A 23,437-nucleotide genomic window follows, 5' to 3' on the forward strand; every position below is an offset into this window, starting at 1 on the left:
CTTATTTACGTTGATAATTTTTCAATGCCTCAACCAATTGTTCGTTCTGTTCCGGCGTTCCGACCGTTATGCGCAAACTGTCCTCACACAAAAGCACGTTGCTGCGGTTGCGAACAATAATGCCTTGTTCTTTCAGGTACGTGTAAACAGCCGTGGCGTTGTCCATCTTTACCAAAACAAAATTTGCATCCGACGGATAAATTTTTTGAACAAACGAAACAGCCGTTAAATCCTTCACAAGGATTTCCCTTTCCTTTACCGTTTCTTTAATCATGGCGTTCACGTCTTCCAAATGATCGAGTGCTTTCAACGCCAGTTCCTGCGTGGCCTGGTTAATGTTGTACGGGGGTTTGATTTTATTTAAAACATCAACAATCTCCGTTGATGCGAAAATCATTCCCAACCGCAACGCCGCCAGGCCCCAGGCTTTGGAAAATGTTTGCATCACGACCAGGTTCGGATATTCTTTCAAGTCTGCAACAAAGGAACGCTGGCGGCTGTAATTGATGTAGGCTTCGTCCACCACCACAAGACCGTCAAAATTGTTCAACACCATTTCAATGGCTTCGCGGTCCAAACTGTTGCCAGTCGGATTGTTGGGCGAACAGAAGAAAATGAGTTTTGTGTTTGCATCCACCGCTTCTTCCAACGCTTCAAGGTTCAATTGATAGGCAGTGGTCAGCGGCACTTCTTTCACCGGCACGTCGTTGATGTGTGCGTACACTTCGTACATGCCATACGTGGGCGGACAAATGATGATGTTGTCGCGCTGCGGATTGCAAAAAGTACGAATCAACAAGTCTATGCATTCGTCGCTGCCGTTGCCAAGCAACATGTTTTCGGCGTCAATCTTTTTTACGCTCCCAATTTTCTTTTTCAGTTCCCATTGCAAAGGATCGGGGTAGCGATTGTACCACTTCGTCAGTGGCGATCCAAAACTGTTTTCGTTTGCATCCAAAAAAATGTTCGCCACGCCGCTAAACTCGCTGCGTGCCGATGAATAAGGCTTAAGCACCTTGATATTTTCCCGAACAAGATTGTTTAATTCAAAACTCATTTTTATGTACTTAGCTTTTGTACTGCTATTAAACTTCTGTTGTGTCACACACTTGTACGTTCTGTAATTCTACTCGGCCATTCTCACCTTCACCGCGTTTGCATGCGCATCTAACCCCTCTGCTTCCGCCATTTGCACAACGGTGGAAGCAATATTTTTTAATCCTTCTTCACTTAATTTTTGATACGTAATTTTTTTCACAAAGCTGTCCACACTCACACCGCTGTAAGCTTTTGCAAAACCATTTGTTGGTAACGTGTGGTTTGTGCCGCTAGCATAATCACCTACACTTTCGGGTGAATAATTGCCAATAAAAACCGAACCGGCATTGGTGATTCGCTCCGCAATTGCATCGGCGTCCTTGCAACTGATAATTAAATGTTCGGCAGCGTATTCGTTCACCAGGTCAATCGCTTCGTCGATGTTGTTTACAACAATGGCCTTGCTGTTTGTCAATGCCTTTACAGCGATTTCTTTCCGGCTCAAATTCGACAACTGTTTTTCAACTTCTTGCTGCACTTTATTTACTATTGACAACCCAGTGCTCACCAACAACACCTGGCTGTCCACGCCGTGTTCCGCCTGTGACAACAAATCCGCCGCAACAAATTTTGCTTCCGCCGTTTCATCGGCCAGCACGCAAACTTCGCTCGGGCCAGCGGGCATATCAATCGCAATGCCTTGCATCTGCACAAGTTGTTTTGCTGCCGTCACATATTGGTTGCCGGGGCCAAAAATTTTATAAACCGCTGGAACGCTTTTCGTACCGAAAGCCATGGCTGCAATGGCCTGTGCGCCGCCAATTTTAAACACCTTCGTTATGCCGCATTGTTGTGCTGCATACAAAATGGCCGGGTGAACTTTTCCTTCTTTATCGCAAGGCGTACACAAAACAATTTCTTTGCAGCCCGCAAGCTGCGCCGGAACCGCCAACATCAACACCGTTGAAAAAAGCGGGGCGGTTCCGCCGGGAATGTACAAGCCCACTTTTTCAATGCCCGCACTTTTGCGCCAGCACTGAATCCCCGGCAACGTTTCAATTACCTCCGGTTCATTAAGTTGCTTTGCATGAAAGACTTCGATATTTTTCCTGGCTTGCTGAATTGCTTGTTTTAATTCTCCTGTTACCTTATTTTCCGCCGCGTTATTTTCTTCGGCTGAAACAAGAAAGCGATCCAGCGCAACGCCGGTAAATTTTTTTGTAAGTTCTTTCACCGCTTCATCACCCCTTGCTTTCACATCAGTCAAAACATCCTGCACCGTTTTTAGCACGGCGCTGTTATCAGCATACGGACGCTGTAAAACATTTTTCCACTCTTTCCTATCAGGGTTAATAAGTATTTGCATCTACTACGGCTTTCAATTCATAACTCATAATTCATAACTCATAATTTCTCACACAATCATCTTCTCAATCGGCACCACCAAAATACCTTGCGCGCCGGCGTCTCGCAGCGCTTCAATCTTTTCCCAGAACTCGTCTTCATTCAGCACGCTGTGCACCGAACTCCAACCGCTGTCGGCAAGCGGCAATACAGTCGGGCTTTTCATGCCCGGTAAAAGACTAATGATTTTTTGCAGCGCATCGTTGGGTGCATTCAGCAAAACGTATTTGGTATTCTTTGCCCTTTTTACCGCACGAATACGGAACAACAACTGCCCGACAATCTTCAACAAATCTTCGCCAAGCGAATCGTGTTGCACCAGCACGGCCTGGCTTTTTAAAATCGTTTGCACTTCCCGCAATCCATTCATAAAAAGCGTGGAACCGCTGCTCACCAAATCGCAAACCGCATCGGCCAAACCAATGCCTGGCGCCAGTTCTACCGATCCGCTGATCTCGTGAATCTCCGCGTCAATTTTGTTTTCGTTCAAAAATTTTTGCGTGAGTACAGGATAACTCGTCGCTATCTTTTTCCCTTGCAGAAAATGAGCGGTGCCGTATTCGTCCGTCTTTTTCACGGCAATGGAAAGCCGGCATTTACCAAAGCCCAACGCTTCAATAATCGCTGCCTTTTTCTCTTTTTCGTACAGCACGTTTTCGCCCACGATGCCGATGTGCGCCACGCCGTCTTCCACGTATTGCGGGATGTCGTCGTCGCGGAGGAAATAAACTTCCAGCGGAAAATTATCGGCAACGGTGCGCAGATGGCTGCCACTGCTTTTTACGGCAATGCCGCAATCGTTCAAAAGCTTGATGCTGTCTTCGTGCAGCCGACCGGATTTTTGAATGGCCAGTTTCAGGTTCATAAAAAAATAAAAAGGCTTACACCGGGTAAGCCTTTTGTTTAATGTTGTACACATGCTCCAACAGCTTACCCTTGCGGAACTGCGTGATGGTGGATGTGTAAATGTTTTTTCATTGAGCCGCAAAAATAAGCGCCTCTCTATTTAAGAGCAAATGTTTTTTGCCCGTATCAAGCCATTCCTTATTATACTTGTTCCATATTTAAAAAGGATAATCGTTTTAACCCATGCGTAAACTGTGTTTTCTTCTCCTCAGCTTCTTCTTTGCTTCCTCTTTGTTTGCCGCTATCGTTGACACCGTTGCCATCAAAAGCAATGCAATGAACAAAACACGCAAATGCGTTGTAATAATTCCCGGCAATGACCGAAAAGCAAAAAATCTTTTTCCGACCGTTTACTTGTTGCACGGCTTCGGTGGCAATTACAGTAACTGGATAACCAAAGTGCCGCAATTGCAGGCTTACGCCGATGAATACAAAATTCTTCTCGTGTGTCCCGACGGAGAATTTAGCAGTTGGTATTATGACAGTCCGATAGACAGTTCGATGCGGTATGAAACCTACATTGCCAAAGAAGTTCCGGCTTTTATTGAAGCACATTACCCTGTAATTAAGGATCGAAGAGCAAGGGCCATTTCGGGTTTAAGCATGGGCGGCCACGGCGGCTTGTTTCTCGGCTTTCGTCACGCAGATTTTTTTGGCGCCTGCGGCAGCATGAGCGGCGCCTTGCTGATTGAACGCATCACCCGCGGTTACCAGGTAGAAAAACGCCTCGGCGACACGGCGAATAAACAACGTTATGACGAATACTCCATCATGAAACAAATGGAAAGTTATCCGAAAGATTCGCTGGCCATTATCATGGACACAGGCACAGAAGATTTTATTGTGGAGATGAGCCGTGCCGCGCACAAAAAAATGCTGGACTTGAAAATTCCGCACGATTACATTGAGCGTCCCGGCAAACACGATTGGGCTTATTGGCGCACAGCGGTACAGTTTCAGTTGCTGTTCTTTAAGAATTATTTCAACCGCAACTTTGCTTCCAAATCATCCACATAAACATTTCACCATGCAAGTTATCTTAGGCGGGGGCGGCGCCATCGGCACTGAATTAGCCAAGGCATTAAAAACATACAACACGACCATCCGTATCGTCAGCCGTACGCCGAAAAAAGTTAATGAAGAAGATGCAATTTTTGCCGCGGACCTTACCGATGAAACAGCCGTTAACAAAGCGGTAGAAGGCGCGGACGTTGTTTACCTCGTTGCCGGTCTGCCGTACAAATTGAAGGTCTGGCAAACACAATGGCCGCAAATCGTTCGCAACGTTATTCGCGCCTGCGAACAACAAAAGGCAAAGCTTGTTTTCTTCGACAACATTTACCTCTACGGGCAAGAAAGCATTGGTCATCTCACTGAAGACGCTCCCGTTGATCCACCGAGCAAAAAGGGAAAAGTTCGGGCGCAGATTGCCCAACTGATTTTTGAGGAAGTAAAGGCCGGAAGGTTAACGGCCATGATTGTCCGCGCGGCTGATTTTTACGGTCCCGGCATAAACACAAGCGTATTGCAGGAAACCGTTTACAAAAATTTCAGGAAAGGCAAAGCGGCTTTCTGGATGGGCGACCGCTCTAAAATTCATTCGTTTACGTATACACCCGATGCGGCCAGGGCCACTGCTTTACTGGGCAACACGCCGGATGCTTACAACCAGGTTTGGCACCTGCCAACCAGTGATGAAAAGTTTACCGGCAACGATTGGATTGATTTGTTTGCACAAATGATGAAGGTAAAACGCAAAGCCGTGACCGTTTCCAAACCGATGGTCCGTTTGATGGGATTGTTTAATCCGCTGATGAAGGAGATGGTGGAAATGATGTACCAGAACAACCGCGATTATTTTTTTGACAGCACAAAATTCAAAAAAAGGTTTCCTCATTTCAAGACCACGTCTTACGAGAACGGCACCAAAGAAATTTTAGCCGCAGAATAACTGTATGCGCAGAATCCTCCGGATAAAGTAAAGCCCGAAAGCATTTACCGCTTTCGGGCTTTACTTATCAACCCATTAACGCAGTAACTTATTAACTATCCCCCCGTACTTCCGTCCCGCACCTTGATCTTTTTCTTGCCCGCGTTTTTCTTTTCGTATTCCAGTACTTCTTTGGGTTTTGCTGCCTGTTTCTTCTCTTCTTTTTTCGCGACGGGTTTGCCGGTAGCGGGATCTATAGGCGCAAGTTCATCAGTTGTTTGAGCAGTGTCGTCGTCTTTTGTTTTGAGTCGGTTCAAAACATACTGTTCCGTTTTTTCAATGCGGCCGGTTTGCGGGTCGTAATAACGCCACGTACCGTGCTTTACGGAAGCTTCGTCAAGTTTTACAATCTGGAAGCGAAGAATTTTTGTCGCATCATTAATGTCGTAAACAGGAATGGTGTCGTAAGGGCTTTTCGGGTTGGCAGCGAGCCAGCTTTCTTCGCGAATCAAATCCTCCGCGGTATTGAAATATTGGCACTTTCCGTCCTTTTGTCCCCAGCGGTAGTTCTCAATCGCCAGTTTATCGCCTTGCAACGAGTAACGCACCCACCGGCCTTCACGCTGATCATTTACAAAAAAGCCTTCTTCCTCATAACCCGGATTGCCGCGCAATTCGTCCACATGAAAGAACCACGGGCCTTGTTTCAATCCTTTTGCGTCCACGCGGTTCAGCGTGTCGCCCTTTACGCCAATGATGTAGTTTTTCCATTGCGCCTTTGCACCCAGCGACAACAACAACACGAAAGAAAAGATGTAACGCATAGTTTGTTAAGTTTGGCCTTCTTTGCTAAACGAAAAAAGACTGCATTTATGTTTTCAAAACTAAGATTTCCGGCCCTACTCTGTTCGGCAACGCTCGTTACAATTTTGTCAAATGCCCAAGTGAAACCAACACCGGCAGCGGAACGCATGAAGGTGGTGCAGCAACGGCAGGCACTGGAAAAAGCCTCTGTTTTAAACAGCATTCCGTTTCGCAGTATCGGTCCGTCGGTAATGAGCGGACGTGTGGTGGACATTGACGCAAACCCATCCGACCCCACTGAATTTTACGTGGCTTACGCCAGCGGTGGCGTTTGGTACACGGATAACAACGGTCAATCCTTTGCCCCCGTTTTCGACAGCACCGAAACCTTGACCATTGGCGATATTGCCGTCAATTGGAAAAGCGGGACCATTTGGGTTGGAACGGGTGAAGTAAACAGCAGCCGTTCTTCTTATGCCGGCACGGGTGTTTACAAAAGCACCGACAAAGGCAAGACCTGGAAATGGATGGGCTTGCCTGATTCGCACCACATTGGCAAAATACAGTTGCATCCAACGGACGACAACACGGCTTGGGTGGCGGTGCTCGGCCATCTGTATTCGCCCAACGCAGAACGCGGCGTTTACAAAACAACCGATGGCGGACAAACCTGGAAAAAAACTTTATACATTGATGACAACACCGGCGCGGTTGATTTAGACATCAATCCGCAGAACCCGGGCGAAGTTTATGCAACTGTATGGTATCGCACACGCAGCGCCTGGAATTTTGTGCCGAACGGGAAAACAAGCGGCATTTACAAAAGCACCGACGGCGGCAATACGTGGACGAACGTTACAAAAGAAGGTTCGGGATTTCCGCAGGGCGATATTTTGGGAAGAATTGGTGTAGCCGTTTACGCAAAGAACCCACAGATTGTTTACGCTGTTTTGGACAATCAAAAAGCAAAACCTGATACTGCGAAAAAAGATACTCTGGTGTATGCACTTGCCGAATTGAAAAATCTCACCAAAGAAAAATTTGCGCAACTGGAAGAACGAAAGATTGACACGCTTTTAAAACGGAACGGCATCCTGGGAAAGTACAGCGCAAGACAAATCAAAGAACAGGTAGCAACGGGGCAATTGCAAGCCACGGCGCTCTACGATTATCTATACATCAACACCGGTTTTGAGGGAACACCCATTGGTGCGGAAATTTACCGCAGTGATAACGGCGGCGGAAGCTGGAAAAAAGTAAACGAAAAAGAGTTGCCCATCAATTCTACCTACGGTTATTATTTCGGAAAGATTTACGTGTCGCCAACCAACCCGGATAAAGTATTTGCAATTGGTTTTACATCGCAGTATTCAACCGATGGCGGAAAGACCTGGAAGAACATGGACAAGCCGAACGTGCATCCCGATCATCATGCCTTGTGGATTGACCCGCAACGCGACTCGCACCTGATTAACGGCAATGATGGTGGCTTGAACATTACCTACGACAACGGCGAGCATTGGATAAAAGCCAACACGCCATCAGTGGGACAGTTTTATTCCGTGGTGGTTGACAATGCAAGGCCGTACAACGTTTACGGTGGCCTGCAGGACAACGGCGTGTGGACAGGCCCTTCTACCAACCGCGAAAGCCCGAACTGGCAAGGCACGGGCGATTATCCGTTTAAAAGCATTATGGGTGGCGACGGCATGCAAGTGCAGGTAGATACAAGAGACAACCAAACGGTTTACACGGGTTTTCAGTTCGGCAATTATTCACGTTTGAATAAACTGCAGCCACGCCAAACAGCAAAGCGCATTACGCCTTTGCATCCGCTTGGTGAAAAACCTTACCGCTTTAACTGGCAAACGCCGGTGCTCCTGAGTCAGCACAACCAGGACGTGGTTTATTTCGGCGGCAACAAATTTTTCCGCTCGATGAACAAAGCCGATACGATGTACGCAATGGCCGATTTAACCAAAGGAGACAGAGGTGGAAATGTACCGTACGGAACGATTACAACCATTAGCGAATCGCCGCTGCGCTTTGGAGCCATTTACGCAGGTACAGATGACGGCAACATTCAGCTTTCAAAAGACGGCGGTTATTCGTGGGCGCTGGTGAACAACAAGCCAACCAAAACAACCGATGCCAATCTTGCAACAGGTTTGTGGGTGAGCCGCGTAACGGCATCGAAGTTTAAAGAGTCAAGAGTATATGCAAGTTTGAACGGTTACCGCTTTGATGATTTCTCGCCTTATTTGTACGTGAGCGAAGATTACGGCGCCACCTGGAAACAACTTGGAAAAGATTTACCGCTTGAACCCGTGAACGTGGTAAAGGAAGACCCGAAAAACGAAAACATTTTGTACGTGGGTACCGATGGAGGTTTGTACGTAAGCTTTAACCGCGGGCAAAGCTTTATGCTTTGGAACGGCGGCTTGCCGAAGTCTGTTCCGGTACACGACATTGCGATTCAGGAACGCGACAACGAATTGGTATTGGGCACCCACGGCCGCAGTTTGTACGTGACTTCTTTAGCCGATGTGCAGGGTTTGCAAAAAGACAAGGATTGGTTGAAGAAAAAGCCAAAGGAGAAACCTGTACAACGCCAACGCAGAGACGAAGAAGAAAGCGAGCCTGGAGAACAAGATTGATGAATAATGAAATAACGTTTTCGAATGCCTGCATTAATGCAGGCATTTTTTTTATGATTTTTTGCAGGACTTACATGAACGTTTACGAATCCGTAATGCCTGTTGCTTTTTCTATTGTATCCACATCTCTCGCCATTCCGTTTTCCAGAGGACATGTCATTAAAAAGAATGTCCAAAACTTGGTTTATTGACGATACTCATTCCAATTACTGACGGGCATCATGGACAGGGTGTAAAGCACCTGTGTACCTTACTTCCAAATTTTAAGAACGAATACGATTCTTCAAGTAAAACCGCGGTTTATGAGGCTCTTTAAAAAGAAATCCCTTTGGGTCATAACAACCATTTTATTGGCTATAGGTTATGCAGTTAGTTGTACAAAAGACAACCAGATACTGGACGTTCCCCAAATAAACAACGCAACCGATCTTCTTTCCATGAAGGTGACTACACCGCCAACCATTGACGGAACTGTTGATGCGGCATGGGACAAGGCCACTAAATTAAACCTGACGCTCACCGTACCGGACCCGGGCAACAACCTGTTTGCAGGGTACATAGGTCAGTCCTATCCCGTTACACTTCGTTCGGTTTATGACGAACAGAATATTTATTTCCTGGCTGAATATGCGGACAATACAAAAAGTGTAAACGTAGCTACCTGGTATTTTGATCCGGCTACCAGCCGTTGGAACCAGGAACCAACCAGCAAAACATTTGACGCAAACGGCGTGCTGACGAGAGACGGATTTGGAGAGGATAAACTTGCCATGCTTTGGAACATTGACAATTCAACGGCAAAGTTCAACGCACAAACCTGTTATTCAAGTTGCCATGTGTTCACGCCTTATTTGGACTATTCGGTTACACCGGCTGTGATGAAGTCCAACGCCAACAGCGGCAATCACTATACGAACGGCGTTAATGAAAAAATTGACATGTGGTGGGCACATTTAAGCAGGGATGTCATCTTCAACCAAATGGATGACAACTACCAGGATTGGGCCGGCGGACCCGGTGTTACAAATTTAACCGGCGGCTCGGGCAATGGCCGCCACGTTGACGGCATCACTGTATCCGGAGCATCTACTACCTGGCCCTTTGCACCAACTTATACTTCCTCTCCCGTGCAAGGCGCAAGCAACAACCGGCAATCGCTAAAATTAGACGGGACCGGCGCGTCTGTGAATGTGCCTTTGTGGATTAAGCCCAATGCAAGCAACTATTATTACATTCTTGCCACCGATACATTACCGGGTGGAAGTGCGGTTAAAATAACCGGTGTCAGTTCCACAGGCGTGCTAACCTATAACGGCGGCAGCATTGACCCAAATGTTGGTACCGACTACCAAAGAACCGGCGACGCCGTTACCGGCGGAGACGGTCCAAAATGCTTTCCAAGCTACATCGCTTCGCCTTTGATTGGTGGCCGGGCCGACATTACCTGTTCTGCTGTTTACACTGGTTCGGGATGGATAGTTGAATACAAACGGGCATTAAAAACGGCTGATGTTTTAAAGCAGGATATTGATTTCACCAGTCTGCAAGACCAGCGATTTGGCATTGCCGTTTGGAACAAATCAAACAACCAACACGGCATTCAGCCCAACCTCACACTAAAGTTTCAAAAATAAGATGTCCACCAAGGAAGCTCATTCATCATGCAACTGATTATGCAACATAAAAAAACGGCAATCGCGTTGATCCTGTGCGGAAGCATCTTTTCCCTGGTAAGCTGTTACAAGAACAAAACGGTTTTACAGGATACAGCCGAAATAACCAGAACGGTAACGTTCTCGCAGGACATCATTCCCATCTTCAATAAAAGCTGCAACCTAAGCGGTTGTCACAGCAGCGGTGGTCAGGCACCCAATTTAACCGAGGCAAATGCTTTTAATTCTCTCACCATTGGGAATTACATTGATAAAACCTCGCCTGAAAACAGCACGATTTATTTAAAGATGACTGGCAAACGCGGAACGCCAATGCCCGTGAGCGGAAGCAACAAGGATTACAATGCGCTCATACTTGCCTGGATAAAACAAGGCGCCAACAACAATTAAAAAGACGGTATGAAACAACATAAACATTTACTTCTACTGTATCTCGCAACGCTTTTTCTTCTTACGCTTACAACGGAAAAACTGTTTGCACAGGATTCGACAGAGGCCGTGGTCGTAAAAAAAGCCAAGCCTGTGAAAAATACCTTCGGCAGTGTTTGGGTAATGGATAACCAAACGGTAATGGTGCCGGTAAAGGGTTCCTTCGAACTGGATATTCAGCACCGTTTTGGAACGGTTAGTAATGGTACAAAAGACATGTTCGGACTCTTTGCTCCTTCCAACATAAGATTGGGTGTTTCGTATTCGCCCATCAAAAAATTATACCTGGGCGCCGGATTAACCAAAGAGCGAATGCAGGTTGATGTAAATGCCAAGTACGCGTTGTTGCTACAAACACCGGGGATCATGCCGGTTAGCGTTTCCTACTTTACAAACATGGTGATTGATGCAAGAGACAAGAGCAATTTCCGTTACAGTGTAGACCGGTTCTCGTATTTCAACCAACTGCTCATTGCCCGGAAAATAACAGACCGCTTTTCAGCGCAGGTTGCGCCCAGTTTCTCCTGGTTTAACAACGCAGAAGCCTATGTTGACAGCAAGGGAGAAATTCAGAACAAAATGCACAATTATCATCTTGCGATATCGGTATTGGGCAGGCTAAAAATAACCGAGAAATCATCCATTATCGCAGGGTACGACCAACCGCTCACACAGCATCCGACAAACAATCCACACCCCAACATTTGCTTCGGCTTTGAGACGACTACCAGTTCGCATGCCTTCCAGGTTTTTGCCGGTAATTATGCGGGTATTGTACCGCAAAGCAATAACCTATTCAACCAAAACGATTACACACAAGGGCAGTTTGTCGTTGGGTTTAACATTACCCACTTATGGGTTTTTTGATTTTCGCATGATCAACCTTTAAAACAAAAACAATGAAAAGAAAAGCTATGCTTGTCGTTTTGATAACGGCACTTATGGGAACGGGTTTCACCTTAAAAATGAACGATCAGAAAACGCCGTGGATCGTTCCGGATGCGGCAAAAAGCAAAAAAAATCCTGTTGCCAACAACGCAGAATCAATTGCTGCGGGCAAGGTATTGTGGAGCACTCACTGCAAATCGTGTCACGGCACAAAAGGTATGGGTGATGGCTCCAAAGCGGCCCAGTTAAAAACTTTGCCGGGCGATTTTACCAAGGCCGAAGTACAGGCAGAAAGCGATGGCTCGCTGTTTTATAAAACATCGGAAGGCCGCGATGATATGCCCTCTTTCAAAAAGAAAATTCCGGATGAAGAAGAAAGATGGAGCATCATCAACTACATCAGAACCTTTAAAAAATAAGGATGGCCTGTTTGCTTGCAGTTTATTCATCCATGCATCTGTGACTTGTGCTTTCAACGGCTGATGTAAACGTAAAGCGTTTGCAACTTCATCCACAGGCAACAGGCAGGTTCATTAATCCCTACCCTTGGGAGAACAAGGGCTTGGTTAGGGCGCAGCCGGAAACTTAATTTTTATTTTGCCCTTCTTTTTCTTTGGCTTCCATTTTGGGCCTTCTTTCAAGATTCGAATTGCTTCTTCATCGCATTTGGCGCAAAGCGATTGCGTGACGGCAATGTTTACCGGCTCGCCTTCTTTGTTCACCTCAAAGGAAAGTTCAACTTCACCCTCCATGCCTTTTTCTTTTAGCTCTTCGGGTTCTTTCAGGTGGCTGGCGACGTAGTCATCAAAGTTTGTCCAGCCTTCGGCTGGTTCCAGAGAATCAATCGTAACGTTCATTCGCCTTGCCGGCTGCTTTCTTGCTTTTGCAACAACCACCTCCTGCAAACCTTCGTCACTTCGTTTCAGCGTGACGTTAAAGTTCTTGACGGTGTCGGTTGTGCTTGCAAGATTGCCTTGCTCTTTGTCTTTTGCTTCGGCAATTGATTTTTTAAAGGCTTCCGTTTTCTGCCCGGCAGCCGCCGCCGACTGTTGGGTAACATAGCCCAATTCTTTCACGCTGTCCTGCGCAGAAATAAAGGCCGAAGATGCGGATTCAGTGTCGTTAATTTTATTCTCAACTGCTCTGTGCGTACGGCTCTTGTTTTTTGCAACCGTTGTTCGCTTGTACTCTTTTTGTGTTTCTGCAGATAACGGTGTTGTCTTTAATGGTGCGGCAGATGAAACAGTCGCTGAGTCGGCTACCGTATTCTTGCCTGTATTCACTGGTTTTTTCAGCGTCGCTACATTTTCAGTCTTTGATTCTTTACCACCAAATAGTTGAACAATGGCCCATCCGCCAACGGCGATCAAAATAAACAGCGCAGCCACCCTCATCCAGTTTGTACCGATGGAAGAAATTTTGCGACGGCCTTTTTCTTTTTCAATACGCAGTTGAAGTTTTTGTTGTAGAGCCGTCAAATCTTTAACCGGCGTTTTTGTAGCGGCATAACCTTCCAGCGCATCGGCCAGGAACGGATCGTCCAGCGCCGCTTTTTCCAGGGCATGACGCTCCGCCGCGGAAAGTTCTCCGCTGTGGTAACGTGCAATGTCGGCAGCCGTATAGGTTTTTGTTTCGCTCATTTAACCACCGTTGCTTTTGTGTTGCTTTCCATGCAAAGCTTCAGGTTTCGCCGCCCGTTTTGAATGTAGCTTCTTACCGCCTTCCATTCAAGTCCTGTCTCGACTGCTATTTCGTTGTAGCATTTGCCTTGCAGATAAAATAGTTCAATTGTTCTTCGCTGTTCATTGGACAATTGTTTGAGGCAATCTTCCATCTGCAAATAACTTTCTTCTTTGATGATTACATCCTCCAGATGCACAGCTTCTTCCGATTGCACAAATTCTTCTTTCATCGTTACCACCGGCGTTCTTTTTTCCGAACGCAGGCGCATGAGGCAATGATTTTTTGCCAGGGTATAAAGCCAGCTTTTGAAATTTCCGACCTCGTGTTTTTGCAGTTTAGCAATAAGTTCTTCAAAGATGTTCATCACACTGTCCTGCGCGTCTTCCGGCGTCTTCAGATACTTGAGGCAAACGCCGTAAACCAGGTCCATGTAGCGGTTGTAAAGCCCGCCCAAAACGGCAAGGTCATTAGTGTAGCGATAGCGTTCAATTAATTCCGCATCGGAAAAACCGTTGGATGATATGTTTCGCAGGAAGGCCAAGAAATTAAAAATAAGGAGAAAATTTTTTTACCGTCTTTATGCAAATTGTTAAACAGCCGCATCTGATTCTGAAACCGCTGCGCATGAAAAAGATTCAGCTCTCCGTTCCGAAACCCTGCCACGAAAATTGGAACGAAATGACGCCGGATGACCAGGGCCGCTTTTGCGCTTCCTGTCAAAAATCTGTAATTGATTTCAGTACGATGAGCGACCGGCAGTTAGCTACATTTTTTAAAAAGCCTTCCGGTTCTGTTTGCGGCCGTTTTCATCCGGATCAATTGGAAAGAGAAATCGAAATTCCAAAGAAGCGCATTCCTTGGGTGAGATATTTTTTCACCATTACATTGCCTGCATTTTTGATTTCCTGCAAGTTGGCAGGGAGGCAAGTAGTGAAAGGAGAACCAGTATTGAAAGAACAACACATTACCGGAGATACGTTAGCTGTTTCTACACCATTAATTCAGGGCGATGTCTTGCCAATGCCAAACGATACATTGGTTGTGCCTCCGGCACCCGACATAATGGGAAAGGTTATTTTTTCGCGAAGAGATTCAAATGCACAAATTGATTCGGTTGTACAGCCGAAAGAACCGAAAATTGTGAAGATTGAACGCATAAGGCGGTGTAAGCTGCAAGCCATTGCAACCGATGGCAAAAAGTTTGGAAAGGTGCCGTTCGTGTACCATCCCTTGCACATACAGTTAAATGAAGTAGATCATTTGTTTGAGCCTTTGACCGGTATCATGGGCGGGCTTTCCCTGTCCCGGATACCGGTGAGAAAAAAGCAAAAGGCAGAGAGTCTGGTAACTCCAAAACAAGCATCGTCTCAACAAACTTTCATTCTCGTGTACCCAAATCCTGTAAACGCGAATGCACCGTTAACGGTATCAACAGAAGGCCTGCAGGAAGGCCGTTACACGGTTTCAATTTTTAGCAGCAATGGCGCAGTGTTGCAACAGGAATCGGTGGAATTATCGAAGGAAATTCAATTGTTTCAGCTAACCGTAAAAAGCGTTGCTCGCGGCATTTATTTTCTTCGACTTCAGCACGAAGAATCGGGCAAAAATTATACGGAAAAAATTATCGTAAACTAATTTCTATAAACACAGTTCGTGACAGCCTGCGTTTATTGAAAACCCGGATGAAATTGCTGAAGCGTTTTGCGCAAAAACTCGCGGTCGAGATGCGTATAAATTTCGGTGGTGGTAATGCTTTCGTGTCCCAGCATTTCCTGCACGGCCCGCAAGTCTGCGCCACCTTCCACCAAATGCGTGGCAAAGGAATGCCGAAAGGTGTGTGGTGAAACCGTTTTTTTGATGCCCGCTTTTTTTACCAGGTCTTTGATGATGAGGAAAATCATCACACGGGTTAACCGCTTTCCTCTGCGGTTTAAAAACAGGCTGTCTTCTTCGCCGGTTTGTATCGTTTGGTGGTTGCGAATGGTCTTTGTATAAATGTTGATGTACTTGATGGCGCTGCTGCCAATCGGTACGAGACGTTCTTTGTTTCCTTTGCCAATAACGCGAACGAAGCCCACGTCCAAAAACAATTGCGAAAGTTTTAGCTCTACCACTTCGCTTACCCGCAAGCCGCAACTGTACATCGTTTCCAAAATGGCTTTGTTTCGTGTACCTTCCGGTGTGCTCAAATCTATTTGCGAAAGAATGTTTTCGATTTCGTCAAAGCTCAATACGTCGGGCAATGTGCGTTTGAGTTTGGGCGCTTCCAACAACGTAGTGGGATCAACGGTCGTGATATCTTCCAGCAAACAATATTTGTAAAACGTTCGCAGCGCCGAAATGATTCTTGCCTGCGAGCTTTGCGTCATTCCCAGTTCCGCAATCCATTTAATAAAGCCTTGCAAAACCGAGAGGTCAATTTCAGAAGGTGATTTTTTGACATCATTGTCCAGCAAAAACTGCGTGAACTTTTCCAGGTCCGACAAGTAAGCTGTGACGGAATTTTCAGCCAGCGAACGCTCCAACTGCAAATAGGCTTTAAATCCTTTTTTGTACGGCTCCCACATGCGGCCAAAGCTACAATGAGCAATTGGCAATGTGCAACAGGTAAGATTGGATTGGTAAATTGCCTATTGCTTATTGCCAATTGTCCTCTCGCCATTTCCCCGTAGTTTTGACCCCATCAAAATCAACAGGAATGGACACGACTCTTTACAACGCAATGGTTCACGCACACAGCATTGGCAGGTGGATTGTTTTGGTGCTTTTATTGTTCGCTATCGTCAACAGTTTGCTCGCCGGCCGCCGGCCTTTTATTAAATCCGACAACCGTCTCGGGTTGCTGCTTACCATCTTTGCCGATTTGATGTTGCTGATTGGAATTTATTTGTACATCGTTGGGGACAAAGGCTATAAAATTTTTAATACCGCTGGTGGAATGAGTGAAGTAATGAAGTCGCCGGGGCTTCGTTTTTACGCCGTTGAGCACATCGCGGGAATGCTTATCGCCATTGTTCTCATTCACATTGGCAAGGCGCAGGCCCGCAAACCCATTGGCGACCGTGCGAAACATCGCCGCACCTTGTTGTTTTATCTTCTTGCTTTACTGATTATTTTGGTTTCTATTCCCTGGCCGTTCCGCGCCGTTGCGGGTCATTGGTTTTAATTTCTGAACCGGGATAAATGGGATTGACAGGATAATGTCTTCTCATTTATCCCATCCATTCTATAAATCCCGGTTCAACCACCTCTTCTCCCCAATTCAATTACCTCGCAATCCTTGATGTTATCGCCGTCAATCGCAAAGCGAACGAGGGTTTTTATTTTGTGCCAACCCTGGTTGCCCGCCGCGCCGGGATTGATGTGCAGGCAATTAATTTTATCATCGTAGATGACTTTTAAAATGTGCGAATGGCCGCAGATAAACAGCTTTGCTTTGGCGTCAACAAGTTCTCCTTTGATGCCCGGTGCGTAGCGGCCCGGATAGCCACCAATATGTGTCATGTAAACGGTTACGTCTTCGCAGTTCCAGATTAATTTTTGCGGATACACGCTGCGCACATCGTAACCGTCAATATTTCCGTAAACGCCCCAGACGGTCAGACCGGTTTTGACGGCGAGTTCGTTTGCAATGGTAATGTTCCCGAAGTCACCCGCGTGCCATATTTCGTCGCAGTTCTCAAAGTGTTTGAAAACGGCTTCGTCAAGATAACCGTGCGTGTCGGAGATGAGGCCAATCCTTGTCATGCGGATAATTTACTTTTACGGTTCAAACGATTGTGGCTATGCTTTTCCATCGCAATTTCACGTATTGGATTGACAAGCGAAAGTGGAAATACATATTTCTGCTGAAAACGCTGGAATTGTCAGTTTGCTGAATAGAATTACAAAGCGTACAAGAGTGCGACGCAACAGACGCCTGATAGATAGATGAACTTCGGGTTCATTATTGCACTTACCGTTGTCGAATTATCACATTACCGAATTATCGCATTAACCTATGCCATATTATTACAAACTCGGACAAATTCCACCCAAGCGTCACACGCAGTTTCGCAAACCCGACGGTGGTTTGTATTCCGAGCAACTGTTTTCTACCGAAGGTTTTTCGAACGATTATTCTTTGCTCTACCACATTCATCCGCCCACCCAAATCATTAAAACCGAAAAGCCGGTGAACGTGGCGCCGCAAATAGCGGAAGAGAAAATGTTGAGCCATCGCAGTTTTGAAGGGTTTAAAATAAAGCCGGCGAAAGATTTTTTAGTGAGCCGCGTTCCGGTTTTGGTAAACAACGACGTGCACATTGTACTTGCAGCGCCGCAACAAAGCACCACGGACTACTTTTATAAAAACGCCGATGCCGACGAACTACTATTTGTGCACGAAGGCAGCGGCGTGCTAAAAACAATGTACGGCGAATTGCCTTTTGCGTATGGCGATTATCTCGCTATTCCGCGGGGCACGATGTACCAGATTTATTTCAACGACGAGAACAATAGGTTGTTCATTGTTGAATCTTTCAGCCCCATTCGTTTTCCCAAAAGATACCTGAGCAAATACGGACAGTTATTGGAACATTCGCCGTTCACGGATCGAGACATCCGGCCGCCGCAGGCTTTGCCAACGCACAACGAGCAGGGCGATTTTATGGTGAAGACAAAAAAGCGCGGCTTGTTGTACAACATTCATTATGCCGGTCACCCGTTTGACGTTGTGGGATGGGATGGCTGTTGTTATCCCTTTGCTTTTTCGATTCACGATTTTGAACCTATAACCGGGAGAGTGCATCAGCCGCCGCCGGTGCATCAAACCTTTGAAGCAAATAATTTCGTCGTTTGCTCTTTCTGTCCACGGCTTTATGATTATCATCCGCAAGCCATTCCAGCGCCGTACAACCACAGCAACATTGACAGCGATGAAGTATTGTATTATGTAGATGGCGATTTCATGAGCCGTAAAAATGTAACACGAGGAATGATTACGCTTCATCCTGCGGGCATTCCGCACGGCCCGCATCCCGGTGCGGTGGAAAAGAGCATTGGCAAAAAAGAAACCGGCGAATTAGCCGTGATGGTGGATACCTTTCATCCGCTCATGCTCACAAAGCAAGCGCTGGAGATTGAAAACGAAGGCTACGTGATGAGCTGGGCCGAATGATGTTCAATTCCTGCACGTATTGGTACCGTTGATCCAATTTTTTTGCGCTTTCATTCAAAACAAATTTTGTTTTGTAACGCAGGCCAATATTTTTGCGGACAAATCAATCTAATTGCCATGAAGCAAAAATTATTCGCCGCACTTGCCAGCATTATGTTGTTTAGCTGCGGTCCGCAGATCTACAAATCGGCCGATTTTTCAAACGCTTTGTCAAAGCACAAAACCGTGGCCATTCTTCCTGCCGAAGTTTCGATGCAACTACGTCCTAACCAGGCAAAGAGCACAACGCCGGAACAAATGGAAGAAATGACCGTGAAAACGGGTTATGACGTGCAGGAAAAAATGTACGGCTGGTTCTTACGACGCAGCGACAAATACCACTACACCGTAAGCTTTCAGGATGTAACCCGCACAAATGCCAAACTAAAAGAAGCCGGCATCACGTACAAAGATTTGAAAACGACCGACCGCTCCAAGCTGGCGCAACTGTTGGGCGTTGATGCCGTGATGCAGGATCGCCTGAGCATGGAAAAGCCGATGTCGGAAGGCGCTGCCGTTGCCGTGGGCTTGCTGGTAGGCGCTTGGGGAAACACGAACAAGGTAGCCACCACTATCAACATTCACGACGGCAACTCGGGTAATTTGTTGTGGAAATACGACTACGAAGCCGCAGGTTCTGTTGGCTCATCCACCACCCGTTTGGTGGATGCGTTGATGAGGAACGCCACCAAGAAATTTCCTTATTCGGTTAATTAATATTTATCGAGATTTATTGAGCCGGGCACTGCCCGGCTTTTTTATTGCATAGAAAAAGGCAAAAGCCTCGTTTGGCAGATTTGGCTTTTGTATCTACTTTAGAAAACAAATCAATTGTCATGATTAAAATCTCTGATTTAAAAGAAGGCGATGTTGTTAAGGTTTTGGATGAAGGCGTTGAGCGGGACGGCGTTGTAACCGATGTTGACCGGGAAGAAAATCAGGCCTGCGTTGACAACGGCATCCAGGAGTTTTGGTACAATCCGGCCGAAATTGCCCCCGTTCCCATGAGCGAAGAACGTCTTGTTCAGGTTTTAGGGTTTGAGAAGGAAGACACGGAAGAAGGTACCAAGTTCAAGAAGGGCGCCTTCCGGTTGTTGGTAAAAGATCCCGGCAATTACACCAACATCGACCTTTGGTACCGGGAGGATCACCGGCATTTTAACCACCCTATTTATTTGCATGAATTACAAAATCTTCACCTGCAAATGACCAAAGTGCCGCTTGAACGGGTGACAGCTCATTAAATCTTCTTAAAAATTTGGGAAAATATATAAAAGGGACGGGATTAATTTTCCGCCCTTTTATTTTTAAACAGGATTCCTCTATCTTCGCGCCTCCAAATTCTGTATGTCGAAACAGCCATTAATTAAACAGGACGGAACAATCTTAGAAGCCTTGTCCAATGCCATGTTCAGGGTAAAGTTGGAAAACGGCCACGAAATTTTGGCAACCATCTCAGGAAAAATGAGAATGCACTACATACGGATTTTGCCAGGCGATAAAGTGGGAGTAGAGATGAGCCCGTATGATTTGAGCAGAGGCCGGATTATTTTCAGGTACAAGTAAAATTTAAAATTTCTAATTTCTGATTTCGGTTCAGCAATTAGAAATCAGAAACAATAAATCAGGAATTTATATGCGAGTTAGAGCATCCATCAAAAAAAGAAGCGCCGACTGCAAAATTGTACGTCGCAAGGGTCGTCTTTACGTAATCAACAAAAAGAACCCCCGCTTCAAGCAAAGACAAGGATAATTCAATTGTAGATTGGCGATTGCAGATTGGCGGTTGTCGGTCTGGAATCTAAAATCGTAAATCAAAAATCTAAAATAGAACTATGGCTCGTATTGCCGGCGTTGACTTACCAAAAAACAAAAGAGGCGAAATAGGCTTGACCTATATTTTCGGGATTGGCCTTTCCACCGCTCGTTACATTCTTGACAAGCACAGCATTGACCGCAGCAAGAAAGTGAACGAATGGAACGATGATGAACTGGCGCACATTCGCGGTACCATCACCGATGAATTGAAAGTAGAAGGCGCTTTGCGTTCTGAAGTGCAAATGAGCATTAAGCGTTTGCTTGACATTGCTTGTTACCGTGGCCTTCGCCACCGTAAAGGTTTGCCGGTAAGAGGTCAGCGCACAAAAACCAACAGCCGTACCCGTAAGGGCAAACGCAAAACGGTTGCGGGTAAAAAGAAAGCGCCGAAGAAATAAAACAATATAGCTGCAAGCTATTAGCTACAGGCTTCAGGTTTATTACTTGCGGCTTTGAGCTTATAGCTTGTCGCTTTATTATATGCACCGGATATTACCAGGTCAATTGCGGATGCGGGTGCACGCGGAGGGTTGATTTGGGTTCTGTCACAGCAGAATAAATGATTAACAACAAAGATTACCTAAGTAAAATGGCAAAAGCACAAGCGGGCGGCAAAGGCGGACAACAAAGCGCTAAGGCCGCAGCAAAAAAAAGAATTGTAAAGGTTGACGCCTACGGCGATGCGCACATCAATGCGACTTTCAACAACCTCATTATCTCCATCACCAACAAGCAAGGCCAGGTAATTTCTTGGTCAAGTGCCGGTAAAATGGGCTTCAAAGGTTCTAAAAAGAATACCCCTTACGCAGCGCAGATGGCGTCTGGCGATGCTTCTAAAGTAGCCTTGGATGCCGGTGTAAAAAGAGTAGACGTATTTGTAAAAGGTCCCGGGGCCGGCAGAGAAAGTTCCATTCGCGCATTGGCTCAGTCGGGCATTGAAGTAACTTCTATCAAAGACGTTACGCCGCTGCCGCACAACGGTTGCCGTCCTCCGAAGAAGAGAAGAGTTTAACGAGATGACGGTTGACTGATGACGGATGACAGTTTAAAGCTTCTTGCCGTCATCTTTCATCCACCATCCGTCATCTAACAGACATATTGAGCCAAACGGTTTCATTTAACTAAAGGGTGCTTCATTAATTTTTACCGCTTTCAACGATGAACGCACCGGTACAAAAAAGCGGAAATGAATAACAATTATGGCACGTTACAATGGTCCAAAGACCAAGATTTCCCGCATTTTCGGGGAGCCCATCCTGGGCAATGGCAAATGGTTAGGTAAAAATTCTAACCCTCCCGGTCAGCACGGCGCACAGCGCAAGCGCAAGACTTTGGGAGAATATGCACTTCAGCTCCGCGAAAAACAAAAAGCCAAATACACATACGGCGTTTTGGAGAAGCAGTTCCGCAAAACATTTGAAGAAGCTGCTCGTCGCAAAGGCGTTACCGGCGAAAACCTCATTAAATTATTGGAAGCCCGTTTGGACAATACCGTTTTCCGCATGGGTATTGCGCCAAGCCGTCCGGCTGCACGCCAGTTGGTGAGCCACAAGCACGTTACGGTTAACGGCGAAGTGGTAAACGTTCCTTCTTTCCAATTGAAACCCGGTGACATCGTTGCCCTGAAAGACAAGGCAAAAGACAATACTGCCATCACCAGCCAAACTCGCGGCCGCAACCCGAAGTTTACATGGATTGATTACAACGAAACAGCGCAGCAAGGCACGTTCATTACCTATCCTGAGCGGGAAGCCGTTCCTGAGAACATCAAGGAGCAGCTGATTGTGGAATTGTATTCTAAGTAACGTCAATAGTCCACGGTCGATTGTGGTCAGTGGACAATCACAACAATTAAAATCTGAAATAACAATATGGCAATCCTAAATTTTCAGAAGCCCGATAAAATCGTTCTTCAAAAAGTAACGGACTTCGAAGCGCAATTCGAATTCCGTCCGCTGGAACCCGGTTACGGCGTTACCATCGGAAATGCCTTGCGTCGTGTATTGCTTTCTTCGCTGGAAGGCTACGCTATCGTAGGTGTAAAAATTGAAGGCGTGGAGCACGAGTTTGCAACCATTAAAGGCGTTTCTGAAGACGTGGTGGAAATCATCCTCAATCTCAAACAAGTTCGTTTGAAGAAAGTGGTTGACCACGACGTACAAACAGAGAAAATTTCTCTGACGATAAAAAACCGCGGAGAACTGACCGCCGGAATGCTTGCCGAAGGCACACAATCGTTCCAAATCATGAACCCCGAGCTCCTGATTTGCACGCTGGATACTTCTGTTACTCTTGACATTGAACTGAGCATCGGCAAAGGCCGTGGTTACGTTCCTGCCGAAGAAAACAAACCGAAAGATGCACCGTTGGGCTACATCCCCGTTGATGCGATTTACACGCCCATCAAGAACGTAAAGTACAGCATTGAAAACACCCGTGTAGAGCAACGTACCGACTACGAGAAACTCGTAATGGAAGTTGTGACAGACGGTACAATTCATCCGGAAGAAGCGGTGAAGCAAGCATCCCGCATCCTGATTCAGCACCTGATGATCATCACCGACGAAAACATCACCTTCGATTCGAAAGAAGAGAAGAAAGAAGACATCGTTGATGAACAAACATTGCAACTGCGCAAAGTATTGAAGACGCCGTTGGAAGATCTCGATCTTTCGGTACGTGCCTTCAACTGCCTGAAGGCAGCGAAGATCAATTCGCTCAGCGAGTTGGTTCAGTACGAGCAGGAAGACCTGATGAAGTTTCGGAACTTTGGTCAGAAGTCACTCAGTGAGATTGAACAAGTATTGCACGAAAGAGGTCTGCATTTTGGCATGGACCTGAGCAAACTGGGTGCAGACAAAGACGACTATTAAACGCGAATGCAAAATGTAAATGAAAAACGATTTTACATTTTGCATTTTTCATTTTTAAACGTAGGCTGCAAATCCTTGACACGGTGCAGCTGAATATTTATCACGAAAATTTAGAAGAGGGTTTAGCATTCTAAATT

26 protein-coding genes are annotated in these 23,437 nt (G+C 46.1%); 18 read left to right on the plus strand and 8 right to left on the minus strand.

The window, feature by feature from the left end; translation table 11 throughout:
- Position 1: 1 nt before the first annotated feature.
- The 3 genes from hisC to hisG all read right to left on the minus strand — a co-directional run bounded on the left by hisC (position 2) and on the right by hisG (position 3,307).
- Positions 2-1,057 (minus strand): histidinol-phosphate transaminase, encoded by a 1,056-nt coding sequence (gene hisC, locus FSB75_RS08590; RefSeq protein ID WP_172623098.1) that lies wholly within the window; start codon positions 1,055-1,057, stop codon positions 2-4.
- 69 nt (positions 1,058-1,126) lie between these two features.
- The gene (gene hisD / locus FSB75_RS08595; RefSeq protein ID WP_146785653.1) at positions 1,127-2,404 is read right to left on the minus strand and encodes a histidinol dehydrogenase; all 1,278 of its coding nucleotides are present in this window, start codon (positions 2,402-2,404) and stop codon (positions 1,127-1,129) included.
- A 48-nt stretch (positions 2,405-2,452) separates the two neighbouring features.
- Positions 2,453-3,307 (minus strand): ATP phosphoribosyltransferase, encoded by an 855-nt coding sequence (hisG, locus tag FSB75_RS08600; protein WP_146785657.1) that lies wholly within the window; start codon positions 3,305-3,307, stop codon positions 2,453-2,455.
- A 224-nt stretch (positions 3,308-3,531) separates the two neighbouring features.
- On the opposite strand from hisG, the gene FSB75_RS08605 reads away from it, so the two are divergent.
- Positions 3,532-4,365: an alpha/beta hydrolase gene (locus FSB75_RS08605; RefSeq protein ID WP_146785660.1), complete on the plus strand. Its 834-nt coding sequence runs from the start codon at positions 3,532-3,534 to the stop codon at positions 4,363-4,365.
- Between the two features lie 10 nt (positions 4,366-4,375).
- Positions 4,376-5,299 carry an NAD-dependent epimerase/dehydratase family protein gene (locus FSB75_RS08610; protein WP_146785663.1) on the plus strand — a complete coding sequence of 308 codons (924 nt, stop codon included), beginning with the start codon at positions 4,376-4,378 and terminating at the stop codon, positions 5,297-5,299.
- A 95-nt stretch (positions 5,300-5,394) separates the two neighbouring features.
- Here the strand turns inward: FSB75_RS08610 and FSB75_RS08615 are convergent, their stop codons facing one another.
- Entirely contained in the window at positions 5,395-6,102 is a 708-nt protein-coding gene (locus tag FSB75_RS08615) for a toxin-antitoxin system YwqK family antitoxin (protein WP_172623099.1), read from the minus strand.
- Between the two features lie 120 nt (positions 6,103-6,222).
- Here FSB75_RS08615 and FSB75_RS08620 point away from each other — a divergent pair, with 120 nt between their 5' ends.
- From FSB75_RS08620 to FSB75_RS08640, 5 genes are all read left to right on the plus strand, one after another.
- Complete coding sequence (locus FSB75_RS08620) at positions 6,223-8,739, plus strand: VPS10 domain-containing protein (protein WP_172623100.1); 2,517 nt, start codon at positions 6,223-6,225, stop codon at positions 8,737-8,739.
- Positions 8,740-9,041: 302 nt separating this feature from the next.
- Entirely contained in the window at positions 9,042-10,373 is a 1,332-nt protein-coding gene (locus FSB75_RS08625; RefSeq protein ID WP_146785673.1) for an ethylbenzene dehydrogenase-related protein, read from the plus strand.
- A 39-nt stretch (positions 10,374-10,412) separates the two neighbouring features.
- The gene (locus FSB75_RS08630; protein ID WP_146785676.1) at positions 10,413-10,802 is read left to right on the plus strand and encodes a hypothetical protein; all 390 of its coding nucleotides are present in this window, start codon (positions 10,413-10,415) and stop codon (positions 10,800-10,802) included.
- 9 nt (positions 10,803-10,811) lie between these two features.
- A complete protein-coding gene (locus tag FSB75_RS08635) occupies positions 10,812-11,708 on the plus strand; it encodes a DUF5777 family beta-barrel protein (protein WP_146785679.1) in 897 nt (298 codons plus the stop codon).
- Between the two features lie 32 nt (positions 11,709-11,740).
- A complete protein-coding gene (locus FSB75_RS08640) occupies positions 11,741-12,148 on the plus strand; it encodes a c-type cytochrome (protein ID WP_146785682.1) in 408 nt (135 codons plus the stop codon).
- A gap of 147 nt (positions 12,149-12,295) precedes the next feature.
- Here FSB75_RS08640 and FSB75_RS08645 read toward each other — a convergent pair whose 3' ends face one another.
- Both FSB75_RS08645 and FSB75_RS08650 read right to left on the minus strand, forming a co-directional pair.
- Positions 12,296-13,369: an energy transducer TonB gene (locus FSB75_RS08645; RefSeq protein WP_146785686.1), complete on the minus strand. Its 1,074-nt coding sequence runs from the start codon at positions 13,367-13,369 to the stop codon at positions 12,296-12,298.
- A complete protein-coding gene (locus FSB75_RS08650) occupies positions 13,366-13,953 on the minus strand; it encodes an RNA polymerase sigma factor (RefSeq protein WP_146785689.1) in 588 nt (195 codons plus the stop codon). The genes FSB75_RS08645 and FSB75_RS08650 overlap by 4 nt, the downstream gene beginning before the upstream one ends.
- A gap of 83 nt (positions 13,954-14,036) precedes the next feature.
- Here FSB75_RS08650 and FSB75_RS08655 point away from each other — a divergent pair, with 83 nt between their 5' ends.
- Positions 14,037-15,047 carry a T9SS type A sorting domain-containing protein gene (locus FSB75_RS08655; protein ID WP_172623101.1) on the plus strand — a complete coding sequence of 337 codons (1,011 nt, stop codon included), beginning with the start codon at positions 14,037-14,039 and terminating at the stop codon, positions 15,045-15,047.
- A 32-nt stretch (positions 15,048-15,079) separates the two neighbouring features.
- Here the strand turns inward: FSB75_RS08655 and xerD are convergent, their stop codons facing one another.
- Positions 15,080-16,009: a site-specific tyrosine recombinase XerD gene (xerD, locus tag FSB75_RS08660; protein WP_227990854.1), complete on the minus strand. Its 930-nt coding sequence runs from the start codon at positions 16,007-16,009 to the stop codon at positions 15,080-15,082.
- 101 nt (positions 16,010-16,110) lie between these two features.
- Between xerD and FSB75_RS08665 the strand changes: the two genes are divergently transcribed.
- The gene (locus FSB75_RS08665; RefSeq protein ID WP_146785694.1) at positions 16,111-16,578 is read left to right on the plus strand and encodes a hypothetical protein; all 468 of its coding nucleotides are present in this window, start codon (positions 16,111-16,113) and stop codon (positions 16,576-16,578) included.
- A gap of 74 nt (positions 16,579-16,652) precedes the next feature.
- Here FSB75_RS08665 and FSB75_RS08670 read toward each other — a convergent pair whose 3' ends face one another.
- Positions 16,653-17,159: a metallophosphoesterase family protein gene (locus FSB75_RS08670; protein ID WP_146785697.1), complete on the minus strand. Its 507-nt coding sequence runs from the start codon at positions 17,157-17,159 to the stop codon at positions 16,653-16,655.
- A gap of 253 nt (positions 17,160-17,412) precedes the next feature.
- Here FSB75_RS08670 and FSB75_RS08675 point away from each other — a divergent pair, with 253 nt between their 5' ends.
- The 9 genes from FSB75_RS08675 (at position 17,413) to FSB75_RS08715 (ending at position 23,300) form a co-directional block, all read left to right on the plus strand.
- Positions 17,413-18,570: a homogentisate 1,2-dioxygenase gene (locus tag FSB75_RS08675; RefSeq protein ID WP_146785700.1), complete on the plus strand. Its 1,158-nt coding sequence runs from the start codon at positions 17,413-17,415 to the stop codon at positions 18,568-18,570.
- A gap of 117 nt (positions 18,571-18,687) precedes the next feature.
- Positions 18,688-19,326 carry a hypothetical protein gene (locus FSB75_RS08680; RefSeq protein WP_146785703.1) on the plus strand — a complete coding sequence of 213 codons (639 nt, stop codon included), beginning with the start codon at positions 18,688-18,690 and terminating at the stop codon, positions 19,324-19,326.
- A gap of 119 nt (positions 19,327-19,445) precedes the next feature.
- Positions 19,446-19,853, plus strand: coding sequence for a hypothetical protein (locus FSB75_RS08685; RefSeq protein WP_227990856.1), 408 nt, complete (start codon positions 19,446-19,448; stop codon positions 19,851-19,853).
- A 103-nt stretch (positions 19,854-19,956) separates the two neighbouring features.
- Positions 19,957-20,175, plus strand: coding sequence for a translation initiation factor IF-1 (gene infA / locus FSB75_RS08690; RefSeq protein ID WP_146785709.1), 219 nt, complete (start codon positions 19,957-19,959; stop codon positions 20,173-20,175).
- Positions 20,176-20,245: 70 nt separating this feature from the next.
- Complete coding sequence (ykgO, locus tag FSB75_RS08695; RefSeq protein WP_072833860.1) at positions 20,246-20,362, plus strand: type B 50S ribosomal protein L36; 117 nt, start codon at positions 20,246-20,248, stop codon at positions 20,360-20,362.
- Positions 20,363-20,444: 82 nt separating this feature from the next.
- Positions 20,445-20,825 (plus strand): 30S ribosomal protein S13, encoded by a 381-nt coding sequence (gene rpsM / locus FSB75_RS08700; RefSeq protein WP_146785713.1) that lies wholly within the window; start codon positions 20,445-20,447, stop codon positions 20,823-20,825.
- Between the two features lie 191 nt (positions 20,826-21,016).
- On the plus strand, positions 21,017-21,439 hold the full coding sequence (rpsK, locus tag FSB75_RS08705; RefSeq protein WP_146785716.1) for a 30S ribosomal protein S11: 423 nt from the start codon (positions 21,017-21,019) through the stop codon (positions 21,437-21,439).
- A 187-nt stretch (positions 21,440-21,626) separates the two neighbouring features.
- The gene (rpsD, locus tag FSB75_RS08710) at positions 21,627-22,232 is read left to right on the plus strand and encodes a 30S ribosomal protein S4 (RefSeq protein ID WP_146785719.1); all 606 of its coding nucleotides are present in this window, start codon (positions 21,627-21,629) and stop codon (positions 22,230-22,232) included.
- A gap of 66 nt (positions 22,233-22,298) precedes the next feature.
- Positions 22,299-23,300: a DNA-directed RNA polymerase subunit alpha gene (locus FSB75_RS08715; RefSeq protein ID WP_146785723.1), complete on the plus strand. Its 1,002-nt coding sequence runs from the start codon at positions 22,299-22,301 to the stop codon at positions 23,298-23,300.
- Positions 23,301-23,437: the final 137 nt, after the last annotated feature.

It is taken from the genome of Flavisolibacter ginsenosidimutans (assembly GCF_007970805.1).
GTDB lineage: Bacteria > Bacteroidota > Bacteroidia > Chitinophagales > Chitinophagaceae > Flavisolibacter > Flavisolibacter ginsenosidimutans.